We start from the raw sequence: 17,413 nt of genomic DNA on the forward strand, positions 1-17,413 counted from the left end.
CTATGCTTTATACTTTTGAAACTCAAAGTTTTTTTACAAGATTCACATTCTGTGGACTCCTGATAATCTGTAAAGCTTTTTTTGAGTTTGTCCTTCCAATATTCGAGTAATCCGCCAACTTTTTCCCGCCGCCGCGCCTCCCTGGTGATCAATACGGAATAAATACGGGATCAATACGGATTTCATCCGTATTGATCCCGTATTTATTCCGTATTGATAATGGGAGACATCAAATCACGATGGAGAAATACTTGTTACTACATATGACCGATAGTATCATTAGTTCGTTGTTTTTATCGCACGATGATCATTTTTCTTGATCTTCTCTAATATAAACGTCTTCTGTTCTTGGAATCTTAGATTGTTTGGCTGAAGTTCAAGACCCTTGTTAACATAATCTAATGCATCCCTATGATTATTAGTGTATATATTTATTTTTGCCAGATAATAATATGATATTGCAGTACTGTTCTTTTGGTAAACATCTGGATTATCATATATGCTTTTTAAGAATGCTTCGGAACTCTTTTTGTAATTATTCATCATTTCTCTACGTAAGCCTTTCTTCCATTGGTTTCGTCCGATTTCATAGTAGCACTTCCCCAAATAATGATATAGACTACACGAGCTTTTCAATCTAATGGCATTCTGAAAAGCTGCTGCACTCTCAACCAGCTCTTTTTGATTATACAGCCCTATACCCATTTCGGTATGTAACAGGACTTTAAAATCAAGGTCATCACTAAATGACAGGGCCTTGTTGAAATAGTCCTTATTTACAGAACCTGCAATTTCTAGTTCTACTTTTGCTTTATAATAATATATTAATGGATTTTTATCTCCGTACTCAGTAGCTTTTTGAAAATACTCCTCAGATTTGGCAATATCTCCACATTTAGCTCGATTGTATGCTGACAAAGCAAAAGTATCAGATAAGGACAAATCTTTTTTGAACGGTTGATGATAAATGGCTGATGATTGTCTAACATCTACTATATCTCGATACTCTTTGAGTCGTAATGTGAGATCTTCATTGATTGTTGAATACTCCAATAATTTATTCGTTAAGAATGACCTAGTCAAAGGAAGCATAGAGTAAGAGCCTGGATTCATGGAGTCATGATTAATCAAAGAAAGTTTGTTAAGGTACCCTATTATCTCCTCTACATCGAACTCATTTATTGAAGATACGAAACATATGCTGTCTTTCGATGGATTATCAAGGATACAACAACTAAACAGCACCTTCTTTTGCTTCTCGTCAAGCGATTCAAACGTTTGAGCAAAAGAGAATTTCAAGATTTCTTCCTTAGTTGCAAAATTCTTGGTTTCTATATTTTTTACTAATTTCTTTATAGATGATTCATTCTTTATTTGACCAATTAGAACTTCAGTTGCCAGCGCAACGCCTCCCGTAAAATTATGCAAGGCTTTAACATCACCGTCCGATATATCAATGTCAAGGCAGAATTTTTCTCTAACCAAGTATTTGCAGAATTCCCGGTAGTCATCGTAATCAAACTCTTTTACCTCTATGATTTTCTCTGAGCTGCCAAGTTGGTGTCTTGTAGTAAGTAAAATTTTGGTTCCCTCCGACTGATCACCCACTGCTTCAAAAAAATCTAAGAATGCACTTGGATTTTCTACTGTCTCAAAATTATCCAGTATTAGCAGAAATGAATCCATTGAGAGTATCTCGAGGCATTGTTCTTTTTTGTATTTGAACGTATGATTTTTATACTCATCGAACCCTGTCGCGTCCAATATTACATTTAACAATTGGTTCAGTTGCGTAAATTTAATCTCTTCTTGTTTAATACCTTCCGGAGTTAAAAATTCCCATTTTGCGCTGACCCAAATAATGTACTGATATTTCATGCTAGGCAATTCTATTAGAGTTCTGGCCGTCTCAATTGCTATAGCAGATTTTCCAACTCCACCTATTCCGCTTACTGTAATCAAATAATGTCTTCGATGGTCTAGATTCCTTATTATTTCACTTATTATCTGTGTCCTACCAATGAATCTGTCAAAAAAAGGCGTTGGTACATTATGAATAACATTATTGTCTTTTCTCATCATAATTCTTATTGGTACTTCATGCAATAGATCAATATCTTCCTTAATTGTCTCCTTAAAAGCCTCTGTTAAGCTCTTCTTTGTAATTGGTGTTTGGTCTATGTCAATGATTTGTTGGTATTGAGGGAAATTCTTCTTATTCACCCCGCTATATACATATAGTTCTTCATTTGAGCAGATAAGAAATGGCCTTAATGGTATTAGTGAGTCTTTATAGTAATAATAATATTCTCCAACATAGATAGGATCATGTCCTTCGATGGATGATATCGGAATATAATACTTTACTATCGGGAAAGAGGAGAAATCATTAAAATCCAGGTTGCCTTCTTTATCTACGTCATAGCTAGTATTCTTAGATAATAATACTCTACCATCAATAAGGTTATTCAATATCTGGCTGAAGCAAACAAGTGATTCAAAAAGACCTAGTTGATTGATTATCTTTGCTCTTTCGTCAGTAATCTTCCCATGAGCATATGCCTTATTTCGTATAGTCATTAAATCAGCTATAAAAGTATTAATATCATATGAATTACATGCTCTCTGCTCATCTGCAGGCCGATACAAATTAGCAATTTCGGTTACACTCTTACCACAATTCGTTTCTTGAATCTTAGAAGATATTTTGTCTGAAAGCGCAAGAATCAGAGAGCAGTTCTTCAAAAGATCTGCCCATGATGATGAGAGAGGATTCTTATTGTGAAACCTGTATAAAATCACTTCAATAATGCTTTTACTAACTTTGTTGACGATTCTTGTGTGAGAGTAATAAATCACAGAATATATTTGCAATATTAGATCAAGAAAGTGAGCACATTTAGCAACTTTTTCTACATCGTTTGTAACTAGAGCAGTTTTGTTCTTGAACTCCTCAATCCAGTATACCATAATAACCTCACTATTTATACTAATCAATGTGTTTCCAACCTAGATGACAATGATAAAATTCATGGCTGTATCCACAATATATTGTTTCGCAATATGTTGCATTGAGTATATCAATATGTCTTCTATGCATCTTTTATTAATAACAAAACTTCTTAATCCGATAAATTCAACAATTGAACATTCAATTGCAGTCTTATAATTCGTCCAAATCCGTCAAGGTTTTTTTAAGCTTGGAGAAGTATACAACGATTCTCTAGACGAATATGTAGCTGGACCAATTTATGATTAATTCGGTATCTATGTAAACAACCACTGGGAATAGAAATGCACTTTAGGCCAGTTATTCATTGACAAAATGGCCCCTGCCAAAATCAGGTAAGAAAATATTAAAAAAAACCATTAATGGAGGATAAATGCCTAATACCAAACGTGTTTACCTGTTCGGCAACGGAAGTGCCGAAGGCAGGGCGGACATGAAGAATCTGCTGGGCGGCAAAGGCGCCAACCTAGCCGAAATGAATCTGATCGGCGTGCCCGTGCCCCCTGGATTCACCATCACCACAGACGCCTGCATCGAATTCACCCAGCTGGGCGAAGCCAGGATGCGGGAACTGCTGCTGGCCGAGGTGCAAAGTGCCGTGCAGCACATCGAAGACCTGATGCACATGAGTTTCGGCTCCAACGAAAACCCGCTGCTGGTCTCGGTTCGCAGCGGTGCCCGGGCCTCCATGCCCGGCATGATGGACACCATCCTGAACCTGGGCATGAACGACAACGCGGTGCAGGGCATCATCAAAAAGACCGGCAACGAGCGTTTCGCCTGGGACAGCTACCGCCGCTTCGTGCAGATGTACGGCGACGTGGTTTTGGGCCTCAAGCCCGCCAGCAAGGAAGAACACGACCCCTTTGAAGTGATCATCGACGCGATGAAACAGGAGCGTGGCGTGCAGCAGGACCTCGACCTCAGCGCCGCCGACCTGCAGGAACTGGTGGTCCGCTTCAAGAAAGCCGTGAAAGACAACACCGGCCACGATTTTCCGGATGACCCCTGGGAACAGCTTTGGGGCGCGGTGTTTGCCGTGTTCAACAGCTGGAACAACGACCGGGCCATATTCTACCGCCAGCTGAACGGCATCCCGGACGCCTGGGGCACCGCGGTGAACGTGCAGGCCATGGTTTTCGGCAACATGGGCGATACCAGCGCCACCGGCGTGGCCTTCACCCGTGACGCCGCCACCGGCGAGAACCTGTTCAACGGCGAATACCTGATCAACGCCCAGGGCGAAGACGTGGTGGCCGGCATCCGCACCCCGCAGCAGATCACCAAAATCGGATCGCAGCGCTGGGCCGAACTGGCCGGAGTCTCCGAAGCCGACCGCGCCGCCAAGTATCCCTCCCTGGAAGAGGCGATGCCCACGGTCTATCAGGAACTTTTCGCCACCCAGAAAAAACTGGAAAACCACGCCAAAGACATGCAGGACATCGAGTTCACCATCCAGGAAGGCAAACTCTGGATGCTGCAAACCCGCAACGGCAAACGCACCGGCTTCGCCATGGTGAAAGTGGCCATGGACCTGGTGCGAGAGGGCATGATCGACGACAAGACCGCCCTGCTGCGCATGGAACCCAACAAACTGGACGAACTGCTGCATCCCGTGTTCTCCAAAGCCGGCCTGGCCGGCGCGACCGAGATCGCCAAAGGCCTGCCCGCCTCTCCGGGAGCCGCCACCGGCCAGATCGTCTTCTTCGCCGACGACGCCGAAGCCTGGGCCGCCCAGGGCAAGCAGGTGATCCTCTGCCGCCTGGAAACCTCTCCGGAAGACCTGCGCGGCATGAACGTCGCCAAAGGCATCCTCACCGCCCGCGGAGGCATGACCTCCCACGCGGCTGTGGTGGCCCGCGGCATGGGCAAATGCTGCGTCTCCGGCGCCGGCGCCCTCAACATCGACAACAAGACCCGCACCATGAGCGTGGGCGGCAAAAGCTTCAAGGAAGGCGACTGGATCTCCCTCAACGGCAGCACCGGGCAGGTTTTGGAAGGCAAGATCGAAACCGTGGACCCGGAACTCAGCGGCGATTTCGCTCAGATCATGGCCCTGGCGGAAAAATACACCAAAATGTACGTGCGCACGAACGCCGACACCCCCAAGGACGCCAGCGTGGCCCGCAATTTCGGCGCCAAGGGCATCGGCCTCTGCCGCACCGAACACATGTTCTTTGAAGGAGACCGCATCAAAGCCATGCGCGAGATGATCCTCGCCGCCAACGAAGCCGGGCGCAGAAAGGCTTTGGACAAACTTCTGCCCATCCAGCGCGCCGATTTTGAAGGCATCTTCACCGCCATGGACGGCTTTCCGGTAACCATCAGGCTGCTGGACCCGCCCCTGCACGAGTTTGTGCCCCACGAGGAGGCGCAGCAGCAGATCATGGCCGACGAACTCGGCCTGCCCCTGCAAACCGTGAAGGACCGCGTGAACTCGCTGCACGAGATGAACCCCATGCTGGGCCACCGCGGCTGCCGCCTGGGCAACACCTATCCCGAGATCACTGAAATGCAGGCCCGGGCGATCATCGAAGCCGCCCTCAGCGTTCAGGCCAAAGGCGTGAAAGTGCTGCCGGAGATCATGGTCCCGCTGATCGGCACCGACGCCGAATTCAAGCTGCAGGAACAGATCATCCGCGCCACCGCGGAGAAGGTCTTCGCGGAAAAGGGCGCCAAAGTGGAATACCTGGTGGGCACGATGATCGAGATCCCGCGCGCCGCCCTGGTCGCGGACAAGATCGCCGTGAACGCCGAATTCTTCAGCTTCGGCACCAACGACCTCACCCAGATGACCTTCGGCTACTCGCGCGACGACGCCGGGGTCTTCCTGCCGGTTTACATCAGCAAAAACCTGCTGAAACACGACCCCTTCCAGATCCTGGACCAGGAAGGCGTGGGCCAGCTGGTGCAGATGGGCACCGAGCGCGGACGCCAGACCAGGCCCGACCTGAAGGTGGGGATCTGCGGCGAACACGGCGGCGAGCCCAGCAGCGTGGAATTCTGCCACCGCGTGGGCATGAGCTACGTGAGCTGCTCACCCTACCGCGTGCCGATCGCCAGGCTGGCCGCGGCCATGGCAGCCATCCGCTAAAGCAATAACACCGTATGAGATACAGCGCCGGAGACTTGGCTCTCCGGCGTTTTTTCATGCCTGTGTTCCGGGTTTGGAGCCCTGCCAGCCAAAAAAGTGGTTGACCGTTTTGGAGAGGATCGATTTTATGGAATTGTGAGGTGAACATGAACGACGAAATTTTTGCAGGACAGGATGTTTCCGACGCCGAGCGGGAAGAGCTGGACGAACGCATCGTGGACCTGGATGATGACAAGCTGAAGTTTTACGAGAAGCTGCGCAAAAAAGCCAGGGACTGGACGAACGAGAAGACGGGCAAAGCCGGCAACAAGCTGGCCGAATACCTTTTTCTGCTGCCGGATTTCTTCATTCTGGTGAGCCGCGTCGCGCTCGACAAACGGGTGCCCACCAAGCGCAAACTGATGCTGGGGGGGATCGTGGCCTACGTGATGCTGCCCCTGGACATCATTCCGGATTTCATTCCCATCCTGGGTTCGGTGGACGACCTGGTGCTGGTGGTGATGGGGCTGAACATGCTGCTCAACGAAGTTGACCAGAAAGTGCTGGAAGACAACTGGAGCGGCGAGGGCGACGTTTTGCACCTGATGCAGAAGATCACCGCCACGGCCGAGAAATTTTTGGACCAAAAAGTGCTGGCCCGCATCAAGAAGTGGCTCAAGATCAAGTAGGCGCGTGCACAAACTTCTGATCGCCTCCCGGAATCCGGACAAGATCGCCGAGCTCCGCGCGCTGCTGGCCGGAACGGCAATGGAGGTCTTTTCCCTGCTCGATTTTGAGGACCTTCCCGCCACGCTGGAGGACCAGGACACCCTGCGCGGCAACGCGGCCAAGAAAGCCCTGGAAGCGGCGAAGCACACCGGAATGCTCTGCCTGGCCGACGACACGGGCCTGTTCATCGATGCCCTGGACGGCCAGCCCGGGATCTACGCCGCCCGCTTTGCCGGCGAGCATTGCAGCTATAAAGACAACCGGGACAAGGCTTTGCGGATGCTGGAAGGCGTCTCCGACCGCCGCGCGGAGTTTCGCACCTGCGCGGTCCTGGCCGCCCCGGACGGAGTGGTGGCATTCACCGAAGGCATCATGCCGGGTTCCATCTCCACCAGTGAACGCGGCAGCAACGGCTTTGGCTATGACTCCATCTTCATTCCGGAGCCGGGAGAACGCAGCTACGCCGAGATGACCGACACCGAAAAGAACGCGCATTCCCACCGGGCCAAGGCTTTGGAAGCCATGCTGCCCATCCTGAAAGATATCATGGAATCAGATAAGGAGGTTAACATGATCGAACCCCAGGTATTCCGCCAATACGACATTCGCGGCATAGTTGACGAAGAACTGAACGAAGAATCATACTACTTGATAGGCAAAGGTTTTGGCAGCTATCTGCGCCAGCAAGGCCTGAAAACGATAGCCCTGGGCGGCGACGCCCGGCTTACCACCCCGAAAATGATGCAGGCCTTTGTGAAAGGGGCTTTGGAGACGGGCTGCGACATCACCGACATCGGCATAGTGGCCACTCCCGTGCTCTACTACGCCATTTGGAAGCTGAAAACCGACGCCGGCGCCATGGTCACCGCCAGCCACAATCCCTCCCAGTACAATGGCTGCAAACTTAATCTGGGACTGGGTTCCGTTTACGCGGAAGAGCTGCAGAAGGTGCTGAAGATCATCCAAGCCGGCGATTTTGCCAGCGGCGCGGGCAGATATGCCAAAGACGACTCGGTGAACGCTGATTACATCGACTACATCACCGCCAACATCCATCTGGAGCGGCCGGTGAAGGTGGCGATCGACGGCGGCAATGGCATGGGCGGGCCCTATCTGCCGGAGATCCTTTCCCGGCTGGGCTGCGAACTCATCGAAATGTATTGCGAGCCAGACGGCACTTTCCCGAACCACCATCCGGACCCCACCGTGGCCAAGAACATGGTGGACCTCGCCCGGGCCGTGGTGGAAGCGGAATACGAACTGGGCATAGGCCTGGACGGTGACGCGGACCGCATCGGCGTGGTGGATGAAAAGGGCAAAATGCTCTTCGGTGACCAGATCCTGAACATCCTGGCCCGCGACTATCTGAAGACAAACCAGGGCAAGACCATCATCGCCGACGTGAAATGCTCCAAAAACCTCTACGACGACATCCGCAAGCATGGAGGCGTGCCCATGATGTATAAAACCGGCCACGCCAACATCAAGATGAAGATGAAGGAAATCGGGGTGGATTTCGCCGGCGAGATGAGTGGCCACGTGTTTCTGGGTGACCGCTATCTGGGCTTCGATGACGCCATCTACGTAAGCTGCCGCCTGATCGAGATTGTTTCCCAAACCGACGCCCCCGTAAGCACTTACCTGGCCGACCAGCCAAAGATGTACAACACCCCGGAACTGCATCTGAAATGCGCCGACGAGCGGAAATTCGAGGTGGTGGCCAGGGTCTGCGAGGAATTCAAGGCCGAGGGATACGACGTGAACGACATCGACGGCGCCCGCATCACCTTCAGCGATGGCTGGGGACTGGTTCGCGCCTCAAACACCACCCCGGTGCTGGTAACCCGCTTCGAGGCGGAATCCGAAGCCCGCATGCACGAGATCCAGGCCTTGATCGAAGGAAAGATCAACAAGTATCTCTGAGCCTGCTCCAAAGCTCTGAAAACCCGGCGCCAAGCGGTTCCGGGTTTTCTCTTGCCTTTTGTTGCCAGGTTCGGGCCGGGGGCAGGCCGGCAGGGGAAAAAGAGAGCCTGAAAGATAATGCTTTACAAAATATACGCCCGGGTATAGCAGGCGTGCAGATGAAAATTTTTAAGGGAAACACCCTTGACTGGCAGTACCAAGTACAGACAAAGGACTAGCAGGATGAAGACAGCAAAGTTCAGGGCGAGGCTGAAGAAGATCAATCTGAGAAAGTTGATCAGCTTTCATCTGATCGCCTGGTTGGGCACGCTGGTGAACCTCGCTGTTCTGTGGCTAACCCACGGCGTCCTGAAGATGCCCCTGCTGATCGCCGGCGCTGTGGCGATCGAAGTGGCCATCATCCACAATTTCACGGGACACTACTTCATCACCTGGAAAGACCGCACCAAGCGCTCTCCCGGCAATTATTTCAACTTGCTGCTGCGCTACAACATCGTGACCGCGTCCATAGATTTTGTGGTAAACCTGGGCATCTTGTGGCTGCTGAACCACTTTCTGGGCGTCCACTACATGGCCGCGAGCGTGGCGGGACAGATCCTGGGACCGCTCTTCAAGCTGCTGGCAAACGAATATCTGGTATTCCCCAAACGAAAGCAAAAACAGACCTCCGTGCCTGCTGACAAGGAGATCAGGGAGAAAGCATGAACGAGACAAACGCGGAAAGGGTGATCGACACCCTCACCGGACCCTGGGAAAGAAAGATCTTGCGCAAGCTGGCTGCAGCCCTGCCGGAGAAGGTGGTTCCGGACCATCTCACGGCACTGGCATTTCTGGCCACGCTGCTCAGCGCGGCGGCCTATCTGCTGAGCGCGCACTCGCGCTGGTGGCTGTTTCTGGCCAGTTTCGGCTTCGTGCTGAACTGGTTTGGCGACAGCCTGGACGGCACCCTGGCCCGGGTGAGGCATATCGAGCGAGAGCGCTATGGCTACTTTGTGGACCATATGGCCGACGCCCTGACCACGGTGATAGTCTGCCTGGCTTTTGGCATGTCGCCCCTCATGCGGTTCGACATCGCGATGATGCTGGCCATCGGCTATCTGCTGATGAATGTCTTTGTGCACGTATCCGCCTACACTCACGGGGAGTTCCGCATCTCCTACATGAAGTTCGGACCCACCGAGATCAGGCTGGCCATCATCCTCTTCAACACGGTCATGGTTTTCTGGGACGGCCGGGTGATGCGATACCGGGGCGATGATCTGACCATCATGGATTTGGGCGGCCTGTTCTTCAGCCTTGTGTTTCTGATCATATTCGTGGTGAACACCATCAGAACTGCGCGTAAACTGGACAAACTTGACCGGGCGAAAAAGCCGGGCGCGGGCAACGAGGAATGAATCCGGCCAACCGCAGATGTTGGGGCGACAGAGATGCTTACCCACCGCAAAGTCCTTCCAGTCACGCCCTGAGCGCTCGCTTCCATCCCCCTCCCACGTTCCCCGCCTGATCATCGCATCAAACGCGGCTATCATGCGGGAGGCGCGTCCGGGCCCCGGGAAATGGCCTTAATGGCCAAAGGGGCATCGTTTCGGTCCTCTGCGGGGTCCCCGGCCACTTCACCCTCATGCCAACGCATTCCGCTTCTGGGATCTACTTACCCGATTTGCAAAAGATCCCTAAAAAAGGCAGTTGGCCCCGTTTTCGTCTTGTTCAGTTCTGGTTCAATGAACAGGGGATCGGCGCCGGAGGGCGGAGATCAGCTCTGAAAGGGGCTCCAGCGGATAGGTGAGTTGTTCTCCGCTGCTGAGGTCTTTGAGGATGGCGCTTTTCCTGGCCAGTTCGGTCTCGCCGATGATCAGGGCGTGGCGGGCCTGGCTGTTGTCGGCGGCCTTGAGCTGGGCTTTGAAGGAATTCTTGTCGGGATCGTATTCGGCGTAAACACCCGCCTTGCGCAAATCGTTCAGGTAGGGCAGGATGAATTCCTGGGCCGCGGTTCCCATCGGGATCACAAAAACATCCGGGACAGGCGCCTGGCCAAGGGACACTTTTTCCTCTTCCAGGGCCAGCAGGAGTCGTTCGAAGCCTCCGGCGAAACCGATGGCGGGAATGCTCTTGCCGCCGATCTGTTCCAGCAAGCCGTTGTAGCGTCCGCCTCCGGCCAGGGAATTCTGCGCGCCGAGGCCTTCCGACACGATCTCGAAAGCCGTATTGGTGTAATAATCCAGCCCACGCACGATGCGGGGATTGATGGTGAAAGGCACCTGCATCAGTTCCAAATGTCTTTGGGTGGCGGCAAAGTGGATCTGGCAGGGTTCGTCCAGATAATCCAACTGCGACGGCGCGCCCCGGGCTATATCTTTGCAGGCCTTCACCTTGCAGTCAAGCAGCCGGCGTGGTTTCAGGCCGATCCGCAGCTGGCAGTCCGGACAAAGCTCTGCCACGTGGGGCTGGAAATATTCCTGCAGCGCCTTGTCGTAGTCTTTGGCGCAGTTGGCGCAGCCTACGCTGTTCAGTTCCAGACGCAGCTTGGCAAGCCCCAAACCGCTGAGGTAGAGCCAGAGGATGGAGATCACCTCCGCGTCGTAAAAGGGATTGTCGCTGCCGATGAATTCGATGCCGTATTGCTGGAACTGGCGGTAGCGTCCGGCCTGGGGGCGGTCGTAGCGGAACATCGGGCCGATGTAGTAGAGCTTGCGCACGGCGGAGCCGATGTCCAGGCGGTTTTCCAGGTAGGCCCTGGCCACCGGCGCGGTCCCTTCCGGACGCAGCGCGAATTGGCGGCCTTTCTGGTCCGAGAAGCGGTACATTTCCTTTTTAACGACGTCGGAACTCTCTCCGGATGAGCGTTCGAACAGAGCGGCCTGCTCGAAGACAGGCGTGCTGATCTCTTCATAGCCAAAGGCGGCGGCGAGCTCGCGAAAAGCGGAGATAACTTTTTGCCACTTATAGCTTTGCTCAGGCAGGATGTCATAGGTTCCGCGGGGTATCTGGTATTTCATCATCACCTCAAGAAATAGAGCAAATCCTCAGCAGGGGCGGATTCGTCAAGCGGCAAATTCGGATAGCGCACCCCAGTGAGGTACAAACCCTGGGCGGGAGCGGTGGTAACCAGCTTTTGGCGCGGGTTGGCCTCGTCCAGGATGGCCTGCAGCGCGGCGGAGCCCAGGCCGGCGTGGTCCAGGTTGACCAGGGTGCCCACGATGCGGCGCACCATGTTGTGTAAAAACCTGTCCGCCCTGATATCGAAGCGGATGATGCCCCGTTCTTCGGAGACGCGAAGCTGCTGGATATCGCAGACATGATTGGGCACCAAGGGGTTATCGCGGCTGAGGGAGGAAAAGTCGTGGGGGCCCAGCAGCACTTCGGCCAGCCGGGACAAAGTTTCCCTCCCGATGTTGCGGCGGGGCATGAAACCTGTGTGCAGGCGGTTCAGCGGGGTTTGCACCCGGGCCAGCAGATAGGCATAGCTGCGGGCCATGGCCTGATAGCGGGCGTGAAAATCGTCCGCCACCGGCCAGATGCCTGTGATCAATAGGTCCTCGCCCAGTTTGTTGTTCAGAGCCAGCAGAAGTTGGCGTGGACTCATGGTGCCGGGATAATCGAAATGGGCGAAGTGCGCCAAAGCGTGCACTCCGGCATCGGTGCGCCCGGCCCCGGTGACTCCGGGATGGCGCACCCCGATCTGGTGAAAGGCGGAGATGAGATCACCCTGGATGCTGCGTCCGGCGCACTGCACCTGCCAGCCGCGGAAGCCAGCTCCGTCATACATCAAGCGCATCAGATAGCGGGCCATGGGCTCACACCGAGCTTATCAGCACCATCAGGGTCATCAGGCTGAGGCCGATGAGATTGGCCGCGGACCTGTCCGTTTCCTCCACTGGGGCTTGCGACATCCTGGCCAGTTGTGCCTCGATCACAGCGGAATCCCGGTAAACTTTGGACCCGGCAGCGATCATGTTGTCCAGCACCGCGCCAATGCTGCTGTGGCCTTTCAGCTTGTGCCGGTCGAAATGTTTGGCATAGGCCCGGAGATACAGCGTGGTGGCCAGGACAAAGTGCAGCATACGCCTGCCCCACTTGCGTTCGCGCAGCCAGGAGGTGTCCCGCAGCACCAAGCCGAGACGCAAATTTCCGAAGCAAAAGACGCTGGCCTCAATGAAGAAGACGAGCTTCAGGCTGAACAGCAGCAAGTCGGGGAAGGCTGTTTTGAAGAGGGTCCCGAAGATCCAGTAAGCCGCCAGGAAGGGCAGGGTGAGGCGCAGGCCGCGCAGGAACTTGGGGTAGAGGGAAAGATCGAGCAGCATGAACAGCCAGTGGAGTGCCATCAGCATGCCAAGCTGCCGCCAGGAGGCATCCAGCGCGGCGAACAGGGCCAGGACCAGGATCAGCAGACGCAACCAGAGATTTTGCCCGCTGAGGGCGGAAGCCTGGCTGTTACTCTGAGGGGGCATCCGGTTTCAGGAGTTCAGAGCCGCCGTCCTCATCCGGCAGATCTTCCGGCGGTTGCGGCGGGGTTTCTTCATCCGGCGCGGGCTCATCCGGTGTGGGTTCTTCCGGCTTGGGCTCTTCCGGCTTGGGCTCATCCGGGTCGGGTTCCGACGGCAAAGGTTCCGTTCCGGCGCCGCCTTCCCCCGCTTGTTCCGGCTCCTGGAGATCTTCCTGCGGCTTGATCTCCGGCTCTGGTTCCGGCTCGGGTGTGCCGCCTTCAAAGGGTTTCAGTGAATCGGCTGCCGCCGTTGAATCAGCCAGGGCCTGCAGACTGTCCGCCACTGCCAGGGAATCGACCAACTCGTCGAATTTGTGCAGCTTGAACTTGCTGCCATCGTAAAAGCGGGAGGTCACGCTGGCGTACTCGCTGCCGCGTTCGAGCTCGAGCACCTTGTCCAGATAGGGCCTGGCCGCGGTGGTGTCCGGCAGCTCGAAAGTGTGGTACCAGCCCAGGCGGTAATTGGCTTTCAGGCTGATCGGCAGGTAATCCGAGGCGGCAAGTTCGTTCAGGATCACCAGCATGGAATCCGGCGCTGACTCTGCCAGGCCGAAAGCCCTGTCCAGAAGCAGTTCCTGGGCTTCCTCCGCTGGATCGACAAGGCGTACCGTCTCTCCAGCCAGCAGGTCTTCCAGGGCATTGGTGTATTTGTTGTTGGGAAAGCGCGCCAGCATGTCCGCATAAATGGCTTCCATGCGCGGACGGTCGGGGCCGGTCCGGCTGTGGATGTTGGCTTGGGAAAACAGGGCAAGCGGGATCAGTTCCCGGTCGTAGCGCTGCAAGAGCGTATCCAGAGCCTGCAGACGGTCCTGGGCCTGTTTAAGTTCGGTTTCCGCAGAAGTCAGCTGCTGTTGAAGCTGCCGGCGCTGTTCCTCAGGGTCCGGAGCGCTTTCGATGATGTCCAGGCTGTCGGCCACGGTTTCCGGATCTGGTGCCAACTCCGTGATCAAAAGGCTGTCCGCCCCGGCCTCCAGATCCCTGATGATCTCAGTTTCGGCCAGGTCCAGGCTGTCCGCCACGGTGTCCGGATCAGGATCGAGTTGAGGTAATGAAAGGCTGTCCGCCCCGGCCTCCACATCCTTGATGATCTCAGTTTCGGCCAGGTTCAGACTGTCCGCCACGGTTTCCAGATCTGGTGCCAGCTCCGTGATCAAAAGGCTGTCCGCCCCGGCCTCCAGATCCTTGATAATCTCAGTTTCAGCCAGGTTCAGGCTGTCCGCCCCGGCCTCCAGATCCTTGATGATCTCAGTTTCAGCCAGGTTCAGGCTGTCAGCCACGGCCAGGGAATCGGCTGCAACCGCCAGGCTGTCGGCGATCACCACCGTGCTGTCCGGCATCACCGGTTCCGGCAAGGCGGCCAGGGCCACGCTCAGCGAGTCCACCCGTCCCTGTTTGGGGGCCAGTTCCACCGCCACGCTATCCCGCAGGGTCACCAGGCTGTCACGCGAATCGATGATCCGCTGATACATCAGCAGCGCGGAATCCGGCAGGGAAAACACGTTGAAGTAGTTTTCCGCCGCGGAGATATGGTAATCCACAAATTGCTGCAGGTTGACAGTGGGATCGAAGCTGACCCTGGCCTTCAGTTGATTGACCGCGGTGGCTTTTTGCTGGCCGGGTTCGGCAAGTTCCGAGTTCGCAAATTCCGTGCGCACTTTATTGTAAGCTGTGCCGGCTTTTTCCAGATCCATGGCCTGGTAGAAAAAATGTTCGCCCAAACGGTATTGCGCCTCGGCCGAGCTCAGCGTGCGGGGATAAACCTTGCTGATGTCCTCGATCTCGGCAAGGCCTTGCTCCGCATCACCGCGAGCCAGCATCAGCCTGGCTTGCAGCACCCTGGCCTGGGAGATCTTTTCCGGACGGAGTTCGTCTTTGAGCAATTTCTGCAGGGTTTTGCGGCTTTGCTCGTGATCGCCCAGCAGAAACTGGTTCAAAGCCACATAGTAGCGAGCGTCCAGCTTCATTGCCTGGGGGATGCGGCCGTCTTTGGCTATCTTCTGAAACTCCTCCAGCGCGGCCTGGTAGTCCTGCTGGATGAAGTAGTTCTGCCCGTAAATGAAGAAAGCTTCGCGGTATTCGCTGGACTTGGGATAGTCTGTGATGATCCTTCCCAGCCAATACTGGGCCTGCAGGTAATCCTTGTCGGCAATGTTGAATTCCGCCAGGGTGAGCAGGGCGCGGGGATGCAGTTTTTTGTGCTGGGGATCCAGAATGAATTCCTGCAGCACCTTCACCGCTTCTTCCTTGCGGTTGATGTCGCGCAGCACCCGGGCCAGGTAGATGTGCGCCTCGCCGAAGAAGGGGCTGTCCGGCCAGCCCTTGATCAGGGATTCGAACTGGTCCTTGGCCTGGAAAGCGCTGTTGCCTTTGTAGTAAAGGGCTCTGGCCATCAGGAAGAGCGCGTCGTCGCTGCGGCTGTCCCGGGTTTCGTTGCTGAGAATGATGCCGCATTTCTGGATTGTCTTGGTGTACTCCTCCACGGCCTGGTTGTTGGGCCGGCCATTGGCGTTCAGGGGCCTGGCCTGCGCGGCGGCGAAATACTTGCGCGCGTTGTACAGCGTGTTCACCTGGATGCAGGAGGCCAGAGCAAAGGCCAGTAAAAACAGCGGAACTATTTTTCTCATGGTCACAGCCGGGCGTGGTGGCAAATATTTGTCAATACAAATCTACGCCCGCGGCGGCCAGGGCGCTGAAAATGGCTCCGGAGGACAAGAGCGCGATCGCGGCGTTCACGTCTGGATACGAGATCCGGTCTTCTTCCAGCCGGGGGACGCTCTGGCGCAGCAGCGCCTTCACCCGCTCCAAACCCGGCGAGCTGGGAATGCCCCGCAGGTCCAGGGCCTGGCAGGAAATCATCAGCTCCATGGCCAGCACAGCGCGAACATTTTCCACCACCTGCACCAGTTTGTTCGCGGATATGGAGCCCATGGAAACGTGATCTTCCTGGTTGGCGGAGGTGGGAATATTGTCAACGCAGGCGGGATGGGCCAAAACCTTGTTTTCAGAAACCAGCGAGGCGGCGGTGAGCTGCACGATCATGTAGCCGGAATCGATACCCGGACGCTTGGCCAGAAAAGGATTCAAACCGCGGTTGAGGGCGGGATTGAGCATTTGCTCCACGCGCCGTTCCGCGATGGAGGCCAGTTCCGCGATGGCGATGGCCAGTGTATCCAGTGCCAGGGCAAGGGGTTGGCCGTGAAAATTGCCTCCCGAGATCACCTTCTCTTCTTCGGGAAAGATCAGCGGATTGTCCGTGGCGGAATTTATCTCAACCTCCAGAACCCCGCGCGCGTAGGCCAGAGCGTCGCGCGTGGCGCCATGGACCTGCGGTGTGCAGCGCAGGCTGTAGGCGTCCTGAACGTTGCCGCAGTTCGCGTGCGAGGCGCGCAGAGGACTGTCGGCCAGCAGCTTGCGCAGATTGGCCGCGCTGGCTGCCTGGCCGGGATGGGGACGCAAGGCGTGGATCAGCGGATCGAAAGCCCGCGGCGTGCCCTGCAGCGCGTCGATGCTGGCGGCGGCGCTGAGATCGGCGTATCTGCACAGCCGTTCGGCCTCCAGCAGGTTCAAAACGCCCAAAGCCGCCATCACCTGGGTGCCGTTGTTCAGCGCCAGGCCTTCTTTGGCAGCCAGGGCTACCGGTTCCAAGCCCGCTCTGAGCATGGCTTCCGCGCCGCTCAGGAGCTCGCCCTGGAATTCCGCCTCGCCTTCGCCGATCAGCGGCAAGGCCAGATGCGAAAGAGGTGAAAGGTCGCCGCTGGCGCCCACTGATCCACGCATCGGGATCACCGGATGCACTCCCCGGTTCAGCATCCCCACCAGGGTTTGCAGGGTTTGCACGCGGATGCCGGAATGCCCTTTGGCCAAAACGTTCACCCGCAGCAGCATGATGGCGCGAACCTGGGCCGTGCTGTAGGCGGGGCCAACGCTGGTGGCGTGGCTGCGGATCAGGTTCAACTGCAGTTCCGCGATGTGTTCCGGCGGGATGGTGACCGTGCTGAATTTGCCGAAACCGGTGGTGAGACCGTACACCACGTCGCCGCGAGCGATCACCGTGTCCACGTAATCGCGGCATTTACTCACCTTGGCCAAACAGGCCTCGGTTAGCGCTATGGGTGAGCGCTGTACAGCTATTTCCTCCACCTGCTCCAGGCTCAGGCTGTTTCCGTCGATGGCTATTGTCTGCATGGGGGTC

General features: G+C 55.0%; 11 protein-coding genes and 1 pseudogene. 6 read left to right on the forward strand and 6 right to left on the reverse strand.

The window, feature by feature from the left end:
- Nucleotides 1–279 precede the first annotated feature (279 nt).
- Complete coding sequence (locus tag LHW45_00475) at nt 280–2,970, reverse strand: hypothetical protein (GenBank protein MCB5284060.1); 2,691 nt, start codon at nt 2,968–2,970, stop codon at nt 280–282.
- 413 nt (nt 2,971–3,383) lie between these two features.
- Between LHW45_00475 and ppdK the strand changes: the two genes are divergently transcribed.
- The 6 genes and pseudogenes from ppdK (at nt 3,384) to LHW45_00505 (ending at nt 10,132) form a co-directional block, all read left to right on the forward strand.
- Complete coding sequence (gene ppdK, locus LHW45_00480; protein ID MCB5284061.1) at nt 3,384–6,104, forward strand: pyruvate, phosphate dikinase; 2,721 nt, start codon at nt 3,384–3,386, stop codon at nt 6,102–6,104.
- Between the two features lie 146 nt (nt 6,105–6,250).
- Nucleotides 6,251–6,772, forward strand: a complete 522-nt coding sequence (locus tag LHW45_00485; protein ID MCB5284062.1) for a DUF1232 domain-containing protein — start codon at nt 6,251–6,253, stop codon at nt 6,770–6,772.
- Between the two features lie 4 nt (nt 6,773–6,776).
- Nucleotides 6,777–7,346 (forward strand): annotated as a pseudogene (gene rdgB, locus LHW45_00490) (RdgB/HAM1 family non-canonical purine NTP pyrophosphatase).
- A gap of 36 nt (nt 7,347–7,382) precedes the next feature.
- Nucleotides 7,383–8,735, forward strand: coding sequence for a phosphomannomutase/phosphoglucomutase (locus LHW45_00495; protein ID MCB5284063.1), 1,353 nt, complete (start codon nt 7,383–7,385; stop codon nt 8,733–8,735).
- Nucleotides 8,736–8,957: 222 nt separating this feature from the next.
- Nucleotides 8,958–9,440, forward strand: coding sequence for a GtrA family protein (locus LHW45_00500; GenBank protein MCB5284064.1), 483 nt, complete (start codon nt 8,958–8,960; stop codon nt 9,438–9,440).
- Entirely contained in the window at nt 9,437–10,132 is a 696-nt protein-coding gene (locus LHW45_00505; GenBank protein ID MCB5284065.1) for a CDP-alcohol phosphatidyltransferase family protein, read from the forward strand. The genes LHW45_00500 and LHW45_00505 overlap by 4 nt, the downstream gene beginning before the upstream one ends.
- 324 nt (nt 10,133–10,456) lie before the next feature.
- Here the strand turns inward: LHW45_00505 and hisS are convergent, their stop codons facing one another.
- From hisS to hutH, 5 genes are read right to left on the reverse strand one after another with little or no spacing between them, the layout of a single operon-like run.
- On the reverse strand, nt 10,457–11,734 hold the full coding sequence (hisS, locus tag LHW45_00510) for a histidine--tRNA ligase (GenBank protein MCB5284066.1): 1,278 nt from the start codon (nt 11,732–11,734) through the stop codon (nt 10,457–10,459).
- A 2-nt stretch (nt 11,735–11,736) separates the two neighbouring features.
- Nucleotides 11,737–12,528, reverse strand: a complete 792-nt coding sequence (gene truA, locus LHW45_00515; GenBank protein ID MCB5284067.1) for a tRNA pseudouridine(38-40) synthase TruA — start codon at nt 12,526–12,528, stop codon at nt 11,737–11,739.
- Between the two features lie 4 nt (nt 12,529–12,532).
- Nucleotides 12,533–13,186 carry a hypothetical protein gene (locus LHW45_00520; protein MCB5284068.1) on the reverse strand — a complete coding sequence of 218 codons (654 nt, stop codon included), beginning with the start codon at nt 13,184–13,186 and terminating at the stop codon, nt 12,533–12,535.
- On the reverse strand, nt 13,170–15,845 hold the full coding sequence (locus tag LHW45_00525; protein MCB5284069.1) for a tetratricopeptide repeat protein: 2,676 nt from the start codon (nt 15,843–15,845) through the stop codon (nt 13,170–13,172). The genes LHW45_00520 and LHW45_00525 overlap by 17 nt, the downstream gene beginning before the upstream one ends.
- Before the next feature lie 31 nt (nt 15,846–15,876).
- On the reverse strand, nt 15,877–17,406 hold the full coding sequence (hutH, locus tag LHW45_00530; protein ID MCB5284070.1) for a histidine ammonia-lyase: 1,530 nt from the start codon (nt 17,404–17,406) through the stop codon (nt 15,877–15,879).
- Between the last annotated feature and the right edge of the window lie 7 nt (nt 17,407–17,413).

The organism is Candidatus Cloacimonadota bacterium (assembly GCA_020532085.1).
Lineage (GTDB): Bacteria > Cloacimonadota > Cloacimonadia > Cloacimonadales > Cloacimonadaceae > Syntrophosphaera.